Source organism: Caulobacter sp. ErkDOM-C (assembly GCF_048541825.1).
Lineage (GTDB): Bacteria > Pseudomonadota > Alphaproteobacteria > Caulobacterales > Caulobacteraceae > Caulobacter.
Genome location: NZ_CP183332.1, coordinates 2,807,106 through 2,825,358 on the forward strand (window position 1 = coordinate 2,807,106; position 18,253 = coordinate 2,825,358).

Consider the following 18,253-nt stretch of genomic DNA (forward strand, 5'->3'; position numbering starts at 1 on the left):
ATCAAGTCAAACACTTGTTCGCCTTCCTTCTCCCCTTGCGGGAGAAGGTGGCCGCGAAGCGGACGGATGAGGGGTCTTACCTGACCCGTCCGCGCGACCCCTCATCCGTCGCCTGACGGCGACACCTTCTCCCGCAGGGGGAGAAGGACCCTAGGCGTTCACCCAATTCCCGTGGAACCCGAACGGCACGCGCCTGGGCAGGCTGGCGCTCGCCACCGGACCCGCCGCGACGTTCATCGCGTCCAGCACCACCAACTCGCTGACGTTCAACTGGCCGCGATAGACCACCGCCGTCAGCCAGCCCTCACCTTCCGGCGCGTCCGGCGACGCGGGCGTGAACACCGCTTCGGAGATCGCGTCGCCTGCCGGCACGGTCCAGTCGGTCCGCACGCCGATCTCCAGGTCGATATGGGCGATGATGTTGGTGCGGAAGTCGCCAGGCTTGAGGCTCTGGCCGACGAACCAGCCATGGCGATAGGGCAGGCCCGCCAGACGCTCGTCGAAGCGCGGGAACTCGCCGGCCAGGTCGTCGAGGGCGGTCTCGGTCACCGACCCGTTGGCCAGGTCGATCGTCCAGCGCACCAGATAGGCCGCCGCGTTCTCGCCGCGCGAGCCGTCGGCATTGGGGAACAGCGGCGCCGAAGCGTAGCGCATCACGTCGACGATGATGGTCTCGCCCTCATCGAAAGCGTTCATCACGTGGAAGACATAGCCCTTGGGGGCCTCGATCCAGCGCAGATTGGCCACGCCCTGGTCGCGACGCATCACCGCCAGCTGGCCGCCCTTTTCCGGCTCCCAGGCGAAGACCGGCTGGCCGGCCATGGCCCGCTGCAGGCTGCCGGTCAGGGGCAGGACCGGGATCACCACGTGGTCGCGGGTGACCGCGAAGTCGTGGATCATCGAGCAATAGGGGGCCTCAAAAGTCTCTCGCTTCACGAGCTTTCCGGCCGCGTCGGCCACGCCCCAGCTGACCTTGTTCGACAGCGGCATCGGATCGTCGGCATAGGCGAAGAACACCATCTCGCCGGTGATCGGGCAGGTCTTGGGGTGGGCCGTGACCTTGCCGCCGAAGTCGGCGAAGCCCTCAGGCTCCATGTCGCCCTGGCTGACCGTGAAGGGCGCGTTGCTCTCAACGAGCGCCATCAGCTTGCCGGCATGCTGGACGACATTGGTGTTGGCCACCGCGCCGTCAGTGCGGCCGATCACCGAAGGATCCGAGGTCATAGGATTGCCCCAGCTGCCCCACAGGGCCTGGCCAGCCTCGTGCTCCGTCTGCCACTTGGGCGTCTTCACCCAGCGGTTCTTGTAGCTCACTCGACCATCCTTGATCGTGAAGGCGTGCAGCATGCCGTCGCCGACGAACCAGTGATAATTGCCGTCGCGCGGCTCGAACTGCGGATTGGGCCCGTTGCGGTACAGCGTGCCCGTCAGGCCGGGAGGCAGGACACCCTCCACCACCAGCTCAAAATCATCCTCGCTGCGCACCGGCGCGAAGTTGCCGGTCAGATAGGGGTTGATGCGAACGTCGCCATCCATGGTCGGTCTCCGGGCTGCCGTGAAAAGGGTTTGTTGTTTACGCTGTAAATTTATGTTGTAAGAAAATGAGTTCGTCAACAGAGATTCGTCAGTGCCCCGCGTCCTGTCTTCCGAAGACGTCGAAGATTTTCGTCGCCGCCTGTGCGTGGCCGCCGAGGCCCTGTTCGCCGAACGCGGCCCCGAGGCGGTGACCATGCGCGAGCTGGCCACCGCCATGGGGGTCAGCCCGATGACGCCCTATCGCTATTTCCAGGACAAGGACGCCATCCTCGCCGCCGTGCGGGCCGCCGCCTTCACCCGCTTCGCCGAGGCCCTCGAAGCCGGGATGGGGCCGGCGGGCGACCCGATGGAACAGTCACGCCAGGCCGGCATGGCCTATATCGAGTTTGCCCTCGCCCAGCCCCAGGCCTACCGCCTGATGTTCGACCTCAACCAGCCGACCGAGGCCGACTATCCTGACCTGCAGGCGGCTGTGGCCCGGGCCCGGCGGACCATGACCACCCACGTCGAGGGCATGATCCAGGCCGGCCTGCTGGAGGGCGACGCCGAGATGATCGGCCACATGTTCTGGTCTGTGCTGCACGGCATGCTGATGCTGCAGATCACCGGCAAGCTGGCCCCGACGATCGATCCCCAGACCCTGCGACGCCAGATGTTTGCCACCCTGCTGCGCGGACTGGGGCTGCCGGAGCCCTGATCCCGCCCGTTCCGCGCTCCGGCTGCGCCCTTGCTCTTGCGCCATCTTTTGCCGGCCGGGGTCGCGGTTTGGGACACTCAAGTCAAACGGTTGCTCACCGCCCTGGCGACGCAGCCCACAGCCGGCCCACCCGCTCGGCCGAAAAGCGTTCGGCCACAAAGTCATAGGTTTCCTGGTAGTGGTCCCGAATGCGGCGATGGGCGGCGTCTGGCACGCCTGCCCCAGCGGGCGAGGCGTTGACGATCTTGCTGAGTTCCGCCGGCGTCTGGGCCAGACCCAGATGGCTGCACAGCGCCCCGATCGAGACGTCTGTGAACAGCTCTTCATAGAATAAATAGAGTATATCTTCGGCTGGAAACACCCGTTCGAGTTTCAAAATGGTGTCCTGGTATCGCGTTCGCACTTCGAAGTCCCAGGAATCGTAGTGCTTGAGGACATCCTCGACCTCAGTGACGGATTTCCGGCGCTCAGCCGAGCGGGAACGCAGCATTCGAAGGTGCGAATAGATGCGACTGACCGGGTCACGCATCAGAAACACGATTTTGACGCCAAACCCCCTGAGCCGCAACTGATCCCTGACCAGGCGATAAGCCTCCTCGGGTAGGGCAGCATAGCTGGGCGTAATATCGCAGGTCACGCTGCCGTCCGGCGAACCCTGCAGAATCCTGACAAAGTGATCGAAATAGGCATCCGGGTTGGCCACAAAATCGAGACGATCCTGAAGATATTTCCGCGTGCGTTGGGCTGCAGGATCGAGCTTAGGCCGACGGTCCAACTCGTTGATTTTGCTACGTGTGGCTGACAACAGGCCCGACATCTGGGGCAGGAACAGACAGTCAAGCACATGATACTCTTTGCCATGGCCCGTCCGCACAGCGGGATGGCCGCGAAGATAATCATAGAGCCAGGTCGTACCGCCTTTTTGACAGCCGACGCCGAGCAGGAATGTCTTCATAGATCTGTCGCCCCCGATCAGGGTTCATAGTCGACCGTCGGTTCGGCGGAAAGTTGAACTTCGTTAGAGGATTGAGCCTTCCCCGCACCGGCTAGTGGGTGTGCAGTAGCGTGTTAGCCATTTCTGCTGGCCTGAAACCACCCTGGCCTTGTAGCCAAGCTCGCGAGCGCTCAGGCGCAACAGAGCCAAGCCTGATCGGACCGCTCCATGACCGCTGCGCCCCTGCCTCTGCGCCACATCCTGCTGGCCCTGGCCGTGGTGGCGGTGTGGGGCACCAATTTCGTGGTCATTCGCGTGGGGCTGGATCACCTGCCGCCCCTGCTGTTCGCCACCCTGCGGTTCACCCTGGTGCTGCTGCCCATGGCCTTCTTCGTCAAGCGGCCGGACGTGCCGTGGCGCAACCTTGCCGCCTATGGCGTGCTGATCGGGGCCGGACAGTTCGGGATGCTGTTCCTGGCCATGAAGGGTCATATCTCGCCGGGGCTCGCCTCGCTGGTCGTGCAGACCCAGGTGTTCTTCACTATCGGCATGGCCATGAAGATCAACGGCGAGAAGGTCCAGCCGTTTCAGGTCGTGGCCCTGCTGCTGGCCGCTTCGGGCATCGTGCTGATCGCCGCCCACGGCGGCGGCTCGGCGACGCCTCTGGGCGTCGGGCTGGTGCTGCTGGCCGCCGCTGGCTGGTCAGGCGGCAATATCGTCGCCCGTCAGGCCGGCAGCGTGAACATGCTGGGCTATGTGGTCTGGGCCAGCCTGTTCTCGATCCCGCCGCTGTTTGTGATGTCGCTGTGGCTGGAAGGCTGGAGCGCCATGGTCGCGGGTGTGCGCAATGCCGACGCTCTGACCTGGCTGGCGGTGCTGTGGCAGGCGGTGGGCAACACCATGTTCGGCTATGCCGCCTGGGGCTGGCTGCTGGCCCGCTATCCGGCCGCCACCATCTCCCCGATGGCCCTGATGATCCCGGTGTTTGGCATGGGCGCCTCCGCCCTGATGCTGGGTGAAGCCCTGCCCGCCTGGAAGCTTGGCGCCGCCGCCCTGGTGCTGACGGGGCTGGCGGTGAACATGCTGTGGCCGAAGGTGCGGGGACGGTTTGGGGTGGTGAAGGCCTAGCAACACCTCCGCTATCCCCGGCTTCCGCCGGGGATAGCGGAGGTTGGGGTTGACCTCCCCCACGTCACCCGCCTGACCCTCTCCGCAAAACAGGGAGGACGCCATGGCCACGCCGTTCAAGGTCGAGTGGAGCCCGCAGGCCATCGACAAGGTCCGCGACCAGATCCGGGCCTATGAGTTCCCCGTCGCGCCCGAGGGGACCTTCGCGGGCGGCGGCTGGAACCATGGCTGCGACGCCGACACCCTCAAGCGGCTGACCGCCTATTGGGCCGACGGGTTCGATGTGGCCAAGGCGCAGGAGACCCTCAACCGCTATCCGCAGTTCACCGCCAGGGTCGAGGACCTGGACATCCACTTCGTGCACGTGGTCGGTGAAGCCCAGGGCAAGCGGCCCCTGCTGCTGACCCACGGCTGGCCCGGAAGCCATTTCGAGTTCTGGGACGCCATCGAGCCCCTGGCCTTCCCCTCGCGGTTCGGCGGCGATCCGGCCGACGCCTTTGATCTGGTGATCCCGTCCCTGCCGGGCTTTGGCTTTTCGGGAAAGCCCAAGGCCCCGATCGGCCAGCGGGCCACGGCAAGACTGTTCAACAGCCTGATGACGCAAGAGCTCGGCTATGAGCGCTACCTGGCCCAGGGCGGCGACTGGGGCGGGCTGGTCACCTCATGGCTGGGGCTGGACCACGCGGCGCACGTCAAGGCCATCCACCTGAACATGATCGGCTTTCGCCCGCACGGCGCGCCCCAGGGCGAGGCCGAGATCGCCTGGATCCAGCGCACCGCCTTCGCCATGGACATGATGGGCGCCTATCTGCGCCTGCAGGTCTCCAAGCCCCAGTCCCTGGCCTGGATGGGGGCCAATAATCCCGTCGGCCAGGCCGCCTGGATCCTGGAGCGCTTCCACGACTGGGCCGATCTTTCCGGCAAGCCCTTCGAGACGGTGTTCAGCCCCGACAAGCTGCTGACCAACATCATGCTCTATGTGATGACCGGCAGCTTCACGACGGCCGCCTGGTACTATCGCGGCGTCATGGAGGAAGGCGGCGTCACCCTGCCGGCCGGGACCCGATGCGAAACGCCCACCGCCTTCGCCAACTTCCCCGGCGAGGTGCTGTATCAGGCCCCGCCGCGCTCCTGGTGCGACCGGGCCTACAACATCCAGCGCTGGACCGAGATGCCGCGCGGCGGCCACTTCGCGGCGATGGAAGAGCCTGAGCTGTTCGTCGAAGATGTACGCGCCTGGGCCCGCCAGGCCTGACCCCTGAAACCGGAGACCTCTGATGACTCTCAAGACCGGCGGCTGTCTGTGCGGCGCCATTCGCTACGAGATCGACGCCGAGTTCATGGGCGTCGCCGTCTGCCACTGCAGGGACTGCCAGTACGCCTCGGGCGGCGGTCCCAACTTCATCGCCATGGCCCCGCGCGACAGCGTGCGGTTCGTGGAGGGCGCGCCCAAACGGTATGACCGGCCGGGCGGCAGCGGCGCCAATGTCGGGCGGGTGTTCTGCCCGGACTGTGGCACGCCCCTGCTGTCGGACATCGGCGCGCCGTTCCTGGCCGTGAAACTGGGCGGGCTGGACGACTCCGCCGATCTCAAGCCTGGCGTGCGCATCTGGACCCGCTCGGCGCCGCCGTGGCATGTCATCGACCCCGCCACGCCCGGCTTTCCAGAGAGTCCGCCGTTCTGATGACCGCAGCCCGCTACGACTTCGCCTCCGACAATGTCGCCGGCGCCATGCCCGAGGTGATCGAGGCGCTGGTCGCCGCCAATGCGGGCACGGCCTCGGGTTATGGAACCGACCATGTCAGCGCCGCCGCCGCCGACCGCATCCGCGCCCTGCTGGACGCCGACGCGACGGTGCGCTTCACGGCCTCGGGCACGGCGGCCAACGCCTTCGCCCTGACGGTCCTGGCCCAGCCGCACGAGGCGGTGCTGGCCCACGAGCATGCTCACATCTGCACCGACGAGACCGGCGCGCCCGGTTTCTTCGGCCAGGGCGTCGGCTTGATCGGCCTGGCCGGCGCCTCGGGGCGGATCGAGCTTGCGGCGCTGGAGACGGCTTTGGCGCGGCCCGAAGTGTCCTACAACCAACCGGCCGCCGCCCTGTCCCTGACCACCGCCACCGAGTACGGCACGGTCTATGACGAGGCTCATCTAGCCAGCCTGATCGCGCCGGTGAAGGCCAGGGGCTATGGCGTCCACCTCGACGGCGCGCGGCTGGCCAATGCGGTGGCGGCGGGCTTTGACCTAAAGTCGGTGGCGAAGATGGGCGTCGACATTCTGGTGATGGGCGGCACGAAAGCCGGCTCAACCCCGACCGAGGCCGTGGTGTTCCTCAATCCCGATCACGCCCGGCGGCTGGACGCTCGCCTCAAACACGCCGGCCAGCTGGTCAGCAAGGGCCGGTTCCTGGCCGCCCCGTGGTTGGGCCTGCTGGGTGAGGCCAACGATGGCGGACCCTGGGCAGCGCGGGCGGCGCACGCCAACGCCATGGCCCTCAAGCTGGCGGCCCTGATGCCCTTCCCTGTCCGCCATCCGGTCGAGGCCAACGGCGTCTTTGTCGACATGGACGAGCCGGCTCTGGAGCGCCTGCGCGGCGAGGGCTGGTTCGTCTATCGCTTCCTGGACGGCACGGCCCGCTTCATGTGCTCCTGGGCCACGACGCCGGAGATGGTCGAGGACCTGGGCGCGGCCTTGAAGCGGATAGCCTGATCTTAGATGCTCCCCGTCTGGGGGAGCTGTCGCGGAGCGACTGAGAGGGCTAATACGGCTTAAGCCGAGCTGGCCCCCTCCGGCCCTCCGGGCCACCTCCCCCAGAAGGGGAGGATCTTCGTCGGACGCTCTGGATCGCGGCGCAGTTGGGCCAGAAAGGCGGCCAGGCGCGGAAGTCTGACCCTAGCGCGTCTAGGCTTTCGCCCTTCGCACGCCGCTCTTGGCGCGCGACTTCACGGCCGGAGCCTCCTTCTGAGCGAAGGTCAGCACGGCATGGCGGCCTGCCGGCACGCGCAGATCGCGCGCCTCGACGCCCAGCATGCGCGCGATCTCGCTGGCCGGCGCGGGCCGGCTGATGAAATAGCCCTGGATCTCGGCGCAGCCCTGGTCGCGCAGGGCGTTGAGCTGTTCCACCGTCTCGACGCCCTCGGCCGTGGTCACGATGCCCAGGCTGGCGCCCAGGTCGAGCACGGCCTTGATGATGGCCATGGCGTCGCTGTCTTCCAGGATGTCGCGGACGAAGGTCTGGTCGATCTTGATCTTGTCGAACGGGAAGCTGCGCAGATAGCTGAGCGAGCTGTAGCCCGTGCCGAAGTCGTCCATCGAGATGCGCACGCCCAGGGCCTTGAGGTCGTGCAGCATGGTCATGTTGGCGGCGTTGTCCTGCAGAAGCACCGACTCGGTGATCTCCAACTCCAGCCGCTGCGCCGGCAGGCCCGACGTGGCGAGGGCCGAGACCACGGTGCTCACCAGGGCGCGGTCGCGGAACTGGGCGGGGGACAGATTGACCGCCAGCCGCACATGGTCAGGCCAGGTGGCGGCTTCGGCGCAGGCCTCGCGCAGCACCCACTCGCCCAGCTGGACGATCAGGCCGATCTCCTCGGCGATGGGAATGAAGTCGGCCGGCGAGACCATGCCGCGATCGGGATGGTTCCAGCGCAGCAGCGCCTCGCAGCCCGTCACCCGGTCATCGCCCAGATGGTACAGCGGCTGGTAATAGAGCTCGAACTCGCCGGCCACCAGGGCGCGGCGCAGGTCCAGTTCCAGGGCCCGGCGCGCCTGAAGCTGCTCGTCCATGGCCCGCTCAAAGAAGTGGAAGGCCCCGCGGCCGTCGGCCTTGGCGCGATAGAGGGCCATGTCGGCCTTCTTCAGCAGTTCGTCAGCGTCGTCACCGTCGGAGGGCGCGGCCGAGACCCCGACACTGGCCCCGATCATCACCTGATGGCCCTGCAGGTCGAACGGCGCAGCCATCGCCGCAACCACCCGCTCAGCCAGCCGGGTCGCCCCGGTCAGATCGGAGAGCCCCGTCTGGACCACGGCGAACTCATCGCCGCCCAAGCGGGCCACGGTATCGCCTTCGCGTACGCAGCCTCGCAGGCGTTCAGCGGCGATGCGCAGCAGGGCGTCGCCCAGCGGATGGCCCAGGGTGTCATTGACGGTCTTGAAGCGGTCCAGGTCGATGAAGTGCACGGCCAGCTGGTCGCCCGTACGGCTGCGGCGGGCCAGGGCCTCGGCCAGGTCCTTCTGGAACAGCACGCGGTTGGGCAGTTCGGTCAGGGGGTCATAGTGGGCCAGGCGGGCGATCTGGGCCTCGGCGCGCTTGCGGTCGGCGATGTCTTCGGAGACGCCAAGCAGGTATTCGGGACGGCCGTCGACGTCGTTGATGGCGATCTTCTTGGTGCGGAGAATGGCCATCGAGCCATCCTTGCGCGGCACCAGATCTTCCTCGATTACCCGCACCTCGCCTGACTCAACCACCTCGCGGTCGCGCTGGGCGTAGATGGCCGCCTGCTCGGGCGTGAAGAACTCGGCGTCGGTGCGACCGATCATTTCGGCCCGTGAAAAGCCCAGGGTCTTCTCGCCGGCCCGGTTGAGCAGCACATAGCGGTGATCGTCGGCGCGCTTGACGAAGACCATCGAGGGCATGGCCTCGACCACGGCGGTCATGAAGGTCTGGGCGCGTTCGGCGTCGGCCTTGGCCGCAGCCAGGGCCGCCACGCCGCGACGGTTGGACTCGTTGGCGGCCTGCAGCAGGGCCAGCACCGTGCCCACGCCCAGGTAGCGGCCGCCATCAGTGACGATAAAGCCGCGCAGAAGGTCCGAGGCGCGATAGGACAGGCTGTCGCTGGTGAACTCGGCCAGGGGGGTGTCGGCGTCGACCACCAGGGGCTCGACATCCATCAGGGCCGAGATCGGGCGGTTGGCGTACAGGGCGCGGCCATATTCGGCCGCCATGCGCAGGAAGAAGGCGTTGCGCTCGACCAGGCCGATCGGGCGGTCCTCGTCATCGAGCACCGGAATGATCAGCGTGTCGGGCTCCTCGCGGAACCGCTCATAGAGCACCTTGCCCACATCGTCGCGTCGCGCCGGGGCCAGAGAAGAAACGGTATCTCGCAACGTGAACATGATTACGCCTCCACTGGAGTCGTAGGAACCATGGCCGCGCTAACGGCGCCCTAATTTGGGTACTTTAGGGCCGGGTTTCGCGAAAACTTCATGCCGCTGTCACAGTGTTTTCGGCTGCGTTTACCGTGACTTGTCCGCCGACCCCGTATCCATGAAGTCCCGCGCCGCGAAGCCTGTCGGCGCGGCGACCTCGACCACCGCCTCGGGACGATCGTCGAACTCCAGCCGCAGGGCCCGGCTCATCACGGCGTGCATCTCGTAGAGGCAGGTGATGTAGGTCAGCTCCAGGATCTGCTCGTCGTCCAGGAAGGTCTTCAGCGCTTCGAACACGCCGTCGGCCACGCGCCCGCCGTCCAGCACCAGGGCGTCGGCATAGGCCAGCACCGCGCGCTCCCGGGCGTCGAACACGTCCGAGACCTGCCAGGCCGGCACGGCGGCGATCTTGTCGTCACTGACCCCCAGTCCCCGTAGCGACTTGCAGTGCTGGGAGAACACGAACTGGCTGCCCCGCGTCCAGCCGGCCCGCGTCTGGGCCAGTTCGCGCAGCACCGGATCGATCCTGCGAGCCGGATCGCGATACAGGCCAAAGCCGCGCGCCGCGTGCAGCAGCACATCGGGGCTGGCCGCGAACACCGTCCACCAGTCGCCGCGCGTGCCCGTGGCGGTGCCGGGCTCGCTCACCGGATCGCGGGCGCCAAACAGCTGGTCGTACAGGGCCAGGACCCTGGGATCGGTCACCTCGGCGCGGGGAACCTCGCGCAGGCGCGGCATCTCAGACCTCCGCCGGAACGCGGACCGAGCCGGGCTCGTGGCGCACATCGGCGGGCGTGAACGGCCGGGTGAAGGCGGCCAGCTCCATCATGATGCCGTTGGGGTCGGTGAAATAGACCGAGCGCACAAAGACGCCGTCGTGGTTCTTTCGCGCCACGCCCATCTCGCTGTCGTCGTGATTGACCACCATCGGGAAGGTCTCGACCCCGGCGTCGACCAGGCGCTGGCGCCAGGTCTCGAGCTCGTCTTCCGGCACGTTGAAGGCGATGTGGTTCATCGAGCCGACGGCGGTGCGGCTCTCAAGCGGAAACGCCTTCACCGACGCGATCCCCGGCGCGGCCGGCGGACCGTCGGCCCACCAGAAGAAGGCCAGGCTGGAGCCGCCGCCACAGTCGAAGAAGAAGTGCTGGCCGCCGTCCGGCAGCTGCACGGTCTTGATCAGGGGCATGCCCAGGACCTGGGTGTAGAACCGGGTGGTCTCCGCCATGTCGCGGCAGACCAGGGCCAGATGGTTGACGCCGGCAATGCTCATCGTGAGCGCTCCTCCCGCGCGCCGGTCCCATGGCCGCCGCGTCTGTCCAGGAAGGTTAGATCAAGTTGGGCGCGCGGGGCAGCTTTCCGTTGGGGCAGGTCCTCAGGCCTCGTCGCGGCCCTTGCCATCGCCGATCATCACCTGGCCCGCCCAGCTGACCACGCCGACGATGATCGAGCCCAGCACCCCGGCCACCAGGCCATTGACCACCAGCCCGTCCAGCAGCCAGGCGACCAGGCCCAGCATGGCGGCGTTGACCACAAACAGGAACAGGCCAAGGCTGAGGATGGTGATCGGGAAGGTCAGCAGCACCACCACCGGCTTGACCACCGCATTGACCAGCCCCAGCAGCAGGCCGGCCAGGATCAGGGTCGGCCAGCCGTCGGACGAGATGCCGCCCAGCAGGCGATCGGCCAGCCACAGGCCCAGGGCGGCGAACAGCACTCGAAAGACAAAACGGACCATCGCGACTCTGCCCTTCCCAAAGGTTTTTCGAGGCTTAGGATCGCCGCGATGATCGCTGGGTACAAGGGGCCCGCGCCTTCCCGCAATACCCGAGCCCAGCGCTCGGACATTACAAATGCGTTACCGGGCTTAACTTGGCCGCAACCGCTCCCTATCTCACCTGTTGTGAGGGGATCAGGCGGGCGACCCGCCGGCCCAAGGGGATAGTAATTCGTATGGCCGTTCGTTCTTTGTCGGTGATGTCGCCTGACGGCGGCCTGTCGCGCTATCTCACCGAGATCCGCAAGTTTCCGATGCTGCCCAAGGACGAGGAGTTCATGCTCGCCCAGCGCTGGAAAGAGCATCAGGACTCCGAAGCCGCCCACAAGATGGTCACCTCGCACCTGCGTCTGGTGGCCAAGATCGCCATGGGCTATCGCGGCTACGGCCTGCCGATCGGCGAAGTGATCTCCGAAGGCAATGTGGGCCTGATGCAGGCGGTCAAGAAGTTCGAGCCCGACAAGGGCTTCCGCCTGGCCACCTACGCCATGTGGTGGATCCGCGCCTCGATCCAGGAATACATCCTGCGCTCGTGGTCGCTGGTGAAGATGGGCACGACCGCCGCGCAGAAGAAGCTGTTCTTCAACCTGCGCAAGGCCAAGAGCCAGATCGAGGCCTTCCAGGACGGCGACCTGCGTCCCGACCAGGTCAGCGCCATCGCCACCAAGCTGGGCGTGCTGGACAGCGAGGTCATCTCGATGAACCGCCGCCTGTCGGGTCCCGACGCCTCGCTGAACGCGCCCCTGCGTTCGGACAGCGAGAGCGAGTGGCAGGACTGGCTGGCCGACGACAATCAGGTCAGCCAGGAGACCGTGGTCGCCGAGAACGAAGAGAAGTCCCTGCGCATGGGCCTCCTCCAGGAAGCCATGGTCGAACTGACCGATCGCGAACGTCACATCCTGACCGAGCGCCGGCTGAAGGACGACCCCACCACGCTAGAAGACCTGGCCACCCACTACGGCGTCAGCCGCGAACGGGTCCGCCAGATCGAGGTTCGCGCCTTCGAAAAGCTGCAGAAAAACATGCGCGAGGCGGCCATCGCCAAGAACATGGTCGAGGCCTAGGCTCACCCGGGTTGGACGGAAGGGGCGCTTCGAGCGCCCCTTTTTTCGTTCCCCTCTCCCCTTGCGGGAGAGGGTGGCCCGAAGGGTCGGGTGAGGGGTCGCGCCCCACTATGCGGACGGGCCTTGCGACCTCTCATCCGTCGGCTTCGCCGACACCTTCTCTCGCAAGGGGAGAAGGGCGCGCTATAGACCCCCCATGCCCTCCCTCCCCCAGCTCATCCTCCTGCCCGGCCTGCTGAACGACGCCGAGCTGTGGCGTGACCAGATCGCCGGTCTGGCCGATGTCGCTCGGCCGTACGTGCCCGACCTGACGCGCGGCGAAACGATCCGCGAACTGGCGCAGTCCGTGCTGAACGAAGCCGAGCCGACCTTCGCCCTGGCCGGGTTTTCGATGGGCGGCTATGTGGCCCAGGAGATCGCCCGGATCGCGCCCCAGCGCATCGCGCGCCTGGCCCTGCTGGACACCTCGATCCGTGTCGACCCGCCCGAGCGCGCCGCCCGGCGCCAGGCCCTGACGGAGGCCGCCCGCAAGCCGGGCGCGTTCCTGGGCATCAGCCAGGCGATCCTGAAGAGCTATATCGACCCCTCCCGCCTGTCGGACGCCGACCTGACGGGTCGCATCACCGCCATGACCCTGCGGCTGGGTCGCGAGGTGTTCATCCGCCAGAACAGCCTGCCGCGCGAAGACGGCGAGGCGGCGCTGCGAGCCCTGCGGGTTCCGCTGCTGATCCTCTGCGGCGAGACCGACCAGATCACGCCTGCGGCGGGGCATCGCGCGATGGCAGAGGCCATCGGCTGCTCGCACCTGCTGGTGATCCCCAAGACCGGTCACATGACCCCGATGGAGGCCCCCGGCGCGGTGACCGGAGCCTTGCGGCACTGGCTGGAGCGTCCCGCCGGTCAGAGATAGTCCGGTTACGGATAGCCCAAAACGCCAAGAGCCGGCTGATCACTCAGCCGGCTCCCGTCGCGATAACCGCCGAAGCGGTCCTCAGCTCTCCAGCTTTAGAAGTTGAAGCGGACGCCAGCCACGTAGCGGCGACCGAAGGTCTCGTACTCGATCGGATAGCGCTTCTGATCGCCATAGCGACGCGCGCCCTGGTCGGTCAGGTTGACGCCGTCGAGATAGACTTCGAAGTTCTTGTTGACCTGATAGCGGACCGACAGGTCGAGCTCTTCGTCAGCATCCCAGAAGATGTCGCCGTTGTCGCCCGGATAGACGCCGCCGTTGATCGTCTGGTAGGCGCCGACCGACTCGCCCCAGGGGGTGCGGTACTGATAGGCGAGGCGCACGGTCAGGCCGTACTTCTCGTAGATGGCCTGAACATTATAGACCGCGTCCGAGGTGCCCAGGACGCTGATGTTGCGAGCCGGCTGGGTACCGGTGGCCGGAAGGCTGACTTCCGACGAGGTCCAGGTGCCCGACAGACGGGTGCCGAAGCCTTCCATCCATTCCGGCAGCTTCAGGTCACTGACCAGTTGCTTGGCGGTGCCCGAGAAGAACACTTCCAGGCCCTGCAGATGGCCGTCGCCGCCGTTGTCGATCCGCGAATAGGTGTAGTTCGAGCGGTCAAGGCCGGCGATGTCGAGGTTGTCGCGCCCGTAGACATTGGACGTCTGGACGAGGACATCCGAGATGTCCTTGTAGAACAGGCCCGCCGAGAGGAAGCCCTCGGGGGTCATGTACCACTCGACATAGGTGTCCAGGCCGATCTGCTTCTCGGGCTTGGCGTCGGGGTTGCCGCCCGAGATCGTCTGGGCCGAGTCGTTGATCGTGAAGTTGGGACGCAGGTCGTCGAAGTCGGCGCGCGAGGCCGAGGTGGTCACGCCCACCCGCAGCTTGACGTTTTCGCGAACGTTCCAGTTCAGGTGAGCGCTGGGATAGACCAGGGTCTCGTCGCTGGAGGTGTTGACCAGGCGCGTCTCGGCCGGGGTGGCGCCCACAGCCGGGAAGTTCACATAGGCCTGACCGGTGTTCTCGATCATCTCGACCCGGGCGCCATAGACCAGGTTACCCCAGTCGAAGGTGGTCGTGGCCATGCCGTAGGCGGCGGTGATCTTTTCCGACACCTTCCAGAAGTTGCCGCGGGTGTCGGTGCGGGTGGCCAGGCCGGTCGCAACCAGATTGTCCATATAGGCCGTCGTGGCGCCCGCATTGGTGTAGCGGAAGCTGTAGTTGAGGTTCTGGGTGCCCTGATAGGCATCGTCGTTGGCGAAGAACGCCCACGGCACGGCCGTCGTCGAGGTGAAGGGGCGGCTATAGGCCGTCTCGCGCGACTTCTTGGTGCGGTCGGTATAGAGGCCGCCGAACTCGAACTTCGTCGGCAGGCCAAACAGCTGGCCCTCGTGATCGAAGTCGAACTTGCCAGTCCAGGCGCTGGTGATGTCGCCGCCTTCAACGTTGCCGATCGAGGTCGCCGGGAACTGGAAGGCTTCGATATTGGTGATCTGCGCGCCCTTGGTCCGGGCTCCGGTCACGCCGCCGGTGCTGAACAGCTTGATGGTGTTCACGTCGCCGTTGCGGAAATCATACTCGACGGTCGGGCGCAGCAGGAAGCTGGAGGGGCTCTGGAAGGCGGCGGTCACCGGGGTGTCGCGGCCGTCGTCGGTGAAGGTGTAGTTCAGGCGCCAGGACGCGTTCCAGCCCGACAGGGTGTGCTCGCCGCCCACCGTATTGGTGGTCATGAATTCCTTGGTGTCGCGATAGTCGACGCGGCCATTGATCCGGGCGCCGTAGACCGTGCCGAAGGTCGGGTTGTTGGCGTTGATGAAGGCTGCGGTGTTGTAGCCGTTGCCGGCAGCGTCCGTGCCCTGGTCGAGCCGGAAGATGAAATTGTCGCGCCATTCGTCGTCATGATAGAAGGTGTTGATGGTGCTGGCGAAGATCGAGTTGTTGTCGTCGAACCTGTAGTCGACGCGGGTCGAACCCGAGATGTTCGAGCGGTTCAGGCGGTAGTGCTTGTTTTCGTGCTCGCGCGCGAAGTGCTTGGTCGGATCGGTCGTGTTGGTGATGTAGGGATCGGTTTCCCAGTTATTGGTGACCATGTCGCGGCTGTAGAACGAGCCCTGGGCCACGACGCCCAGCTTGCCGTCCATGAAGATGTTCGAATAGACGAGGCTGGTGTCCAGCTCGGTGCCGCCGCCCAGCTCGACCTTGCCGACCCCGACCTTGCCGGTCAGCTTCTGGCCCTTGTAGTCAAAGGCGCGGCGCGTGCGGATGTCGATATTGCCGGCGACGGTGTCGCCCGGCATCGACGGCACAACGGCCTTCTGCACCGAGATCTGGCTAGCGATGGCCGAGGGGATGTTGTCGAAGCGCGAGTCGCGGCCCTGCGGGCTGACCACGCTCAGACCGTCGAACGACAGGGTGGTCCAGTAGACCGGCGCGCCGCGCAGGTTGACGTAGCGGGCCTGGCCCTGGTCGCGCTGAACGGCGACGCCCGGCAGGCGGCCCACGGCGAAGGCGATGTTCTGGTCAGGCAGGTCGCCGACGGCGTCGGCCGAGAGAACGCTGACCAGCGAGTCAGAGGCGCGTTGCACCTGAAGGGCGGTGGCTTCGCTTTCCGCGAGCGGGCGACGGGCGGTGACCAGCAGCTCGCTGACCGCTGCGGTTTCGCCGCCAGCGACCTGGGCGTTGGCCATCGACGCCAAGCCAAGCGCCGAAACGGCGCCCATCAGAACAACCCGGAATTTCATTGTAGCCCCCTCGATCAGTTGGGGGACCGATAGTTTGGCTCTGTGAAATATTTTCGGGAGTTAGATTGTCGAATTATGACAGCGCCGCGAAAGCTTGACCGTGTCTCACGGAGGCCACACCCGGCGGTGGCGGGGATCTGACCTGAAGTCTCGACCAAGGCCTGAGCGCCGAGCGTGCTTAAGCCGCCCCCCGACCCCCGTCGTCATCCGCGGCCATAAAGCCCATCAGCGAGTCGATGCGCGCCAGCAGGACGGCGCGCGCCTCAGCCCCCGGGGCCTCGCTCTTCATGCAGTCTTCCAGCGCCTCGGCCGCCGCGACCAGACGGGGCTCCTTGACGGCCTCGCCCACCTTGCGCAGCTCGACCGCCTGGGCGGCCAGGGCGCGGCGGGCCTGCATGGGATCGCTGTCCAGCGCCCCGGCGGCCGAGCGGACAATGCGCAGCGCCTGGGACAGTCGCGCGGCGATCGTGCCGGCGGCGTCGGCCTTGCGCTTGCGCGGCCCCTTGTATTCGGCCGAGTTGAAGCGGCGGCGATCGGGGCCGACATAGCCCACACCCTCGATCCAGTCGCGCGGCTTGAGGGTCACCGCCTCGAGGCGACGCTCCAGATCGCCGATCGTGAACGGCTTGCGCATGAATTCGTGGACCCCGGCGTCGCGGGCCCCGAAGATCGCCTCGGCGGTCGCCTCGGCGGTGCACATGATGACCGGCGCCTCGCGGCAGACCAGTTCGCTGCGACGGATCTTGCGGGTCAGCATCAGGCCGTCGATCCCGGCGCTGGCGTGCTCGACGAAGATCAGCTGCGGATCGACCGTGCGGGCCATCGCATAGCCCTTCTCGGCGGTGACGGCGGGATAGATCTGCACATTGCCCAGCTGCCTCAGCTGGTCAGCCAGCAGCCGCGCCGTCGCCGGATGGGAGTCAACGACCAGCACCCGCTGAACCTTGGCGGCGACACGCTGAAGTGTGCGGTTATTGCCGTCGAACACCGGGAACTCGGCTCCTCAAAGGACTAATCTACTCCAACCCTAACGACAGTTCGTGAAGATCACCTTGATAAGGCGCACAACGTCGTCAGATCAGTTGCCCAAGGACACACTGAGTCCGCCCTCGAAGTCCTGGAAAATGTCGATGGCTTCGTCGACCTGGGCGGTGGGCACGGCCCCCTCCGGAAAGCGATAGCGCCAGTAGCTGGCGATATGCGAGATCACCCCGACCTTTTCGCCCAGCGACAGGAACAGTTCGGGCGCGCTCAGCAGGAAGGCGCGGAAAGCCTGCGGCTTGCCGTTCTCGATCAGATCCTCGAAGGCGTCGTCATAGACCTTCAGCGTGCGCTGCACGGCTTGGCGCTCGAGCATCACGCTGGCCTGCAGGCGCTTGCGGGCCTCATCCAGATAGCGCGAGGTCTCGGTGTCACGCGCCCCGGGGATGACCAACTGGCCGATCTCGCTGCTCACGGTCGCCAACTGGGGCCAAAGCCGGCTCAGCATCCATTTGTAATAGAGGAAGCCCTTCCAGCTGAAGACGCCTTCCTTGAAGCTCTCGCCCTCCAGCACCAGGGTCTCGCGCAGCGGCTCAAGGCGTTCATCGACGTCGGTCGACAGCAGGGCCTCGACCAGGCGCGCCGCGTGAGCGCCGGAGAAGCGGCCAGTGTCGCGATAGGCCAGCTCGATCAGGCGCGAGATCTCCCGGCTGACAAAGTCCTGCATCTGCTCCAGATCGGCCGCCGAGAGGGCGAAATAGCAAGCCGCGACGGTCATGCCGTGGCGGCGCAGATGCTCGCGCAACAAAAAGGGGTCCAGCGACGGCAACATGTCGATCATGCGCAGGGTGGCGATGTCGCGGACCATGTCGGTGGTGTCGTTGCAGGCTTCGTGCAGCAGATCGACCCAGCCGCGCTGCCCCACGAAGAACGACTGGCCGCCCAGGCCCAGATCGCGGCGGTCGAAGGGGATGATGATCTTGGTCGCCGTCGCCTGGGCTTCGTCGAACAGGAAGATGTCGTCGCTGCGCAGGCGGTGCTTGAGGATCAGGGCGGTGTTGAGGACGCGATTGCGAAACAGCGGATGCTCTGCGTAATCGGCGCGCGACCCGCTGTCGGCCTGAATGGCCAGCAGGTTCAGCACGCGACTGGTCGAGGCCGTCCGCTCAAGCGCCCGCAGACTGCGGGTCACCCGGTCGTTGTTGCGCACCGGCTTGAGTTTTCGACGCACTGACAAGAACAGGACCCTCTGGAGACCCTGTTGGGTCTAGGGCTCCAGACCTAAGGTTTCGCT

At 66.3% G+C, this 18,253-nt stretch carries 16 protein-coding genes; 7 read left to right on the top strand and 9 right to left on the bottom strand.

The features are described from left to right. Positions 1 to 150: 150 nt before the first annotated feature. Entirely contained in the window at positions 151 to 1,536 is a 1,386-nt protein-coding gene (locus ACN2C8_RS13595; RefSeq protein WP_419252347.1) for a carotenoid oxygenase family protein, read from the bottom strand. 91 nt (positions 1,537 to 1,627) lie between these two features. On the opposite strand from ACN2C8_RS13595, the gene ACN2C8_RS13600 reads away from it, so the two are divergent. Continuing rightward, complete coding sequence (locus tag ACN2C8_RS13600) at positions 1,628 to 2,233, top strand: TetR/AcrR family transcriptional regulator (RefSeq protein ID WP_419252349.1); 606 nt, start codon at positions 1,628 to 1,630, stop codon at positions 2,231 to 2,233. 94 nt (positions 2,234 to 2,327) lie between these two features. On the opposite strand, the gene ACN2C8_RS13605 is transcribed toward ACN2C8_RS13600, so the two are convergent. Beyond that, positions 2,328 to 3,188: a sulfotransferase gene (locus ACN2C8_RS13605; RefSeq protein ID WP_419252351.1), complete on the bottom strand. Its 861-nt coding sequence runs from the start codon at positions 3,186 to 3,188 to the stop codon at positions 2,328 to 2,330. Between the two features lie 207 nt (positions 3,189 to 3,395). Here ACN2C8_RS13605 and ACN2C8_RS13610 point away from each other — a divergent pair, with 207 nt between their 5' ends. The 4 genes from ACN2C8_RS13610 to ACN2C8_RS13625 all read left to right on the top strand — a co-directional run bounded on the left by ACN2C8_RS13610 (position 3,396) and on the right by ACN2C8_RS13625 (position 7,005). Beyond that, positions 3,396 to 4,295, top strand: a complete 900-nt coding sequence (locus tag ACN2C8_RS13610) for an EamA family transporter (protein ID WP_419252353.1) — start codon at positions 3,396 to 3,398, stop codon at positions 4,293 to 4,295. A gap of 103 nt (positions 4,296 to 4,398) precedes the next feature. Further along, entirely contained in the window at positions 4,399 to 5,550 is a 1,152-nt protein-coding gene (locus ACN2C8_RS13615) for an alpha/beta fold hydrolase (RefSeq protein WP_419252354.1), read from the top strand. A 22-nt stretch (positions 5,551 to 5,572) separates the two neighbouring features. After that, positions 5,573 to 5,980: a GFA family protein gene (locus ACN2C8_RS13620; RefSeq protein WP_419252355.1), complete on the top strand. Its 408-nt coding sequence runs from the start codon at positions 5,573 to 5,575 to the stop codon at positions 5,978 to 5,980. After that, positions 5,980 to 7,005: a beta-eliminating lyase-related protein gene (locus tag ACN2C8_RS13625; RefSeq protein ID WP_419252357.1), complete on the top strand. Its 1,026-nt coding sequence runs from the start codon at positions 5,980 to 5,982 to the stop codon at positions 7,003 to 7,005. The genes ACN2C8_RS13620 and ACN2C8_RS13625 overlap by 1 nt, the downstream gene beginning before the upstream one ends. A 192-nt stretch (positions 7,006 to 7,197) precedes the next feature. Here the strand turns inward: ACN2C8_RS13625 and ACN2C8_RS13630 are convergent, their stop codons facing one another. The 4 genes from ACN2C8_RS13630 to ACN2C8_RS13645 all read right to left on the bottom strand — a co-directional run bounded on the left by ACN2C8_RS13630 (position 7,198) and on the right by ACN2C8_RS13645 (position 11,179). Continuing rightward, positions 7,198 to 9,411 (bottom strand): putative bifunctional diguanylate cyclase/phosphodiesterase, encoded by a 2,214-nt coding sequence (locus ACN2C8_RS13630; RefSeq protein ID WP_419252359.1) that lies wholly within the window; start codon positions 9,409 to 9,411, stop codon positions 7,198 to 7,200. A 120-nt stretch (positions 9,412 to 9,531) separates the two neighbouring features. Beyond that, positions 9,532 to 10,182, bottom strand: a complete 651-nt coding sequence (locus ACN2C8_RS13635) for a carboxymuconolactone decarboxylase family protein (RefSeq protein ID WP_419252361.1) — start codon at positions 10,180 to 10,182, stop codon at positions 9,532 to 9,534. A 1-nt stretch (position 10,183) separates the two neighbouring features. Next, positions 10,184 to 10,714: a VOC family protein gene (locus tag ACN2C8_RS13640; RefSeq protein ID WP_419252362.1), complete on the bottom strand. Its 531-nt coding sequence runs from the start codon at positions 10,712 to 10,714 to the stop codon at positions 10,184 to 10,186. A gap of 102 nt (positions 10,715 to 10,816) precedes the next feature. Next, positions 10,817 to 11,179, bottom strand: a complete 363-nt coding sequence (locus tag ACN2C8_RS13645; RefSeq protein WP_419252364.1) for a phage holin family protein — start codon at positions 11,177 to 11,179, stop codon at positions 10,817 to 10,819. A 215-nt stretch (positions 11,180 to 11,394) separates the two neighbouring features. Between ACN2C8_RS13645 and rpoH the strand changes: the two genes are divergently transcribed. Together rpoH and ACN2C8_RS13655 are read left to right on the top strand one after the other, a co-directional pair. Further along, positions 11,395 to 12,282 (top strand): RNA polymerase sigma factor RpoH, encoded by an 888-nt coding sequence (rpoH, locus tag ACN2C8_RS13650; RefSeq protein ID WP_419252366.1) that lies wholly within the window; start codon positions 11,395 to 11,397, stop codon positions 12,280 to 12,282. 196 nt (positions 12,283 to 12,478) lie between these two features. Further along, positions 12,479 to 13,192 carry an alpha/beta fold hydrolase gene (locus ACN2C8_RS13655; RefSeq protein WP_419252368.1) on the top strand — a complete coding sequence of 238 codons (714 nt, stop codon included), beginning with the start codon at positions 12,479 to 12,481 and terminating at the stop codon, positions 13,190 to 13,192. 95 nt (positions 13,193 to 13,287) lie between these two features. On the opposite strand, the gene ACN2C8_RS13660 is transcribed toward ACN2C8_RS13655, so the two are convergent. From ACN2C8_RS13660 to ACN2C8_RS13670, 3 genes are all read right to left on the bottom strand, one after another. Continuing rightward, positions 13,288 to 15,978 (bottom strand): TonB-dependent receptor, encoded by a 2,691-nt coding sequence (locus tag ACN2C8_RS13660; protein ID WP_419252369.1) that lies wholly within the window; start codon positions 15,976 to 15,978, stop codon positions 13,288 to 13,290. A gap of 178 nt (positions 15,979 to 16,156) precedes the next feature. Further along, on the bottom strand, positions 16,157 to 16,966 hold the full coding sequence (locus ACN2C8_RS13665; RefSeq protein WP_419252371.1) for a response regulator: 810 nt from the start codon (positions 16,964 to 16,966) through the stop codon (positions 16,157 to 16,159). A 90-nt stretch (positions 16,967 to 17,056) separates the two neighbouring features. Then, positions 17,057 to 18,196 carry a hypothetical protein gene (locus tag ACN2C8_RS13670; protein ID WP_419252373.1) on the bottom strand — a complete coding sequence of 380 codons (1,140 nt, stop codon included), beginning with the start codon at positions 18,194 to 18,196 and terminating at the stop codon, positions 17,057 to 17,059. Positions 18,197 to 18,253: the final 57 nt, after the last annotated feature.

What these genes read in the sequence shown, in the direction of transcription:
- ACN2C8_RS13595 (WP_419252347.1), bottom strand. Translation starts at nt 1,536, where the DNA reads ATGGATGGCGACGTTCGCATCAACCCCTATCTGACCGGCAACTTCGCG.
- ACN2C8_RS13605 (WP_419252351.1), bottom strand. Translation starts at nt 3,188, where the DNA reads ATGAAGACATTCCTGCTCGGCGTCGGCTGTCAAAAAGGCGGTACGACC.
- ACN2C8_RS13610 (WP_419252353.1), top strand. Translation starts at nt 3,396, where the DNA reads ATGACCGCTGCGCCCCTGCCTCTGCGCCACATCCTGCTGGCCCTGGCC.
- ACN2C8_RS13615 (WP_419252354.1), top strand. Translation starts at nt 4,399, where the DNA reads ATGGCCACGCCGTTCAAGGTCGAGTGGAGCCCGCAGGCCATCGACAAG.
- ACN2C8_RS13620 (WP_419252355.1), top strand. Translation starts at nt 5,573, where the DNA reads ATGACTCTCAAGACCGGCGGCTGTCTGTGCGGCGCCATTCGCTACGAG.
- ACN2C8_RS13625 (WP_419252357.1), top strand. Translation starts at nt 5,980, where the DNA reads ATGACCGCAGCCCGCTACGACTTCGCCTCCGACAATGTCGCCGGCGCC.
- ACN2C8_RS13630 (WP_419252359.1), bottom strand. Translation starts at nt 9,411, where the DNA reads ATGTTCACGTTGCGAGATACCGTTTCTTCTCTGGCCCCGGCGCGACGC.
- ACN2C8_RS13635 (WP_419252361.1), bottom strand. Translation starts at nt 10,182, where the DNA reads ATGCCGCGCCTGCGCGAGGTTCCCCGCGCCGAGGTGACCGATCCCAGG.
- ACN2C8_RS13640 (WP_419252362.1), bottom strand. Translation starts at nt 10,714, where the DNA reads ATGAGCATTGCCGGCGTCAACCATCTGGCCCTGGTCTGCCGCGACATG.
- ACN2C8_RS13645 (WP_419252364.1), bottom strand. Translation starts at nt 11,179, where the DNA reads ATGGTCCGTTTTGTCTTTCGAGTGCTGTTCGCCGCCCTGGGCCTGTGG.
- rpoH (WP_419252366.1), top strand. Translation starts at nt 11,395, where the DNA reads ATGGCCGTTCGTTCTTTGTCGGTGATGTCGCCTGACGGCGGCCTGTCG.
- ACN2C8_RS13655 (WP_419252368.1), top strand. Translation starts at nt 12,479, where the DNA reads ATGCCCTCCCTCCCCCAGCTCATCCTCCTGCCCGGCCTGCTGAACGAC.
- ACN2C8_RS13660 (WP_419252369.1), bottom strand. Translation starts at nt 15,978, where the DNA reads ATGAAATTCCGGGTTGTTCTGATGGGCGCCGTTTCGGCGCTTGGCTTG.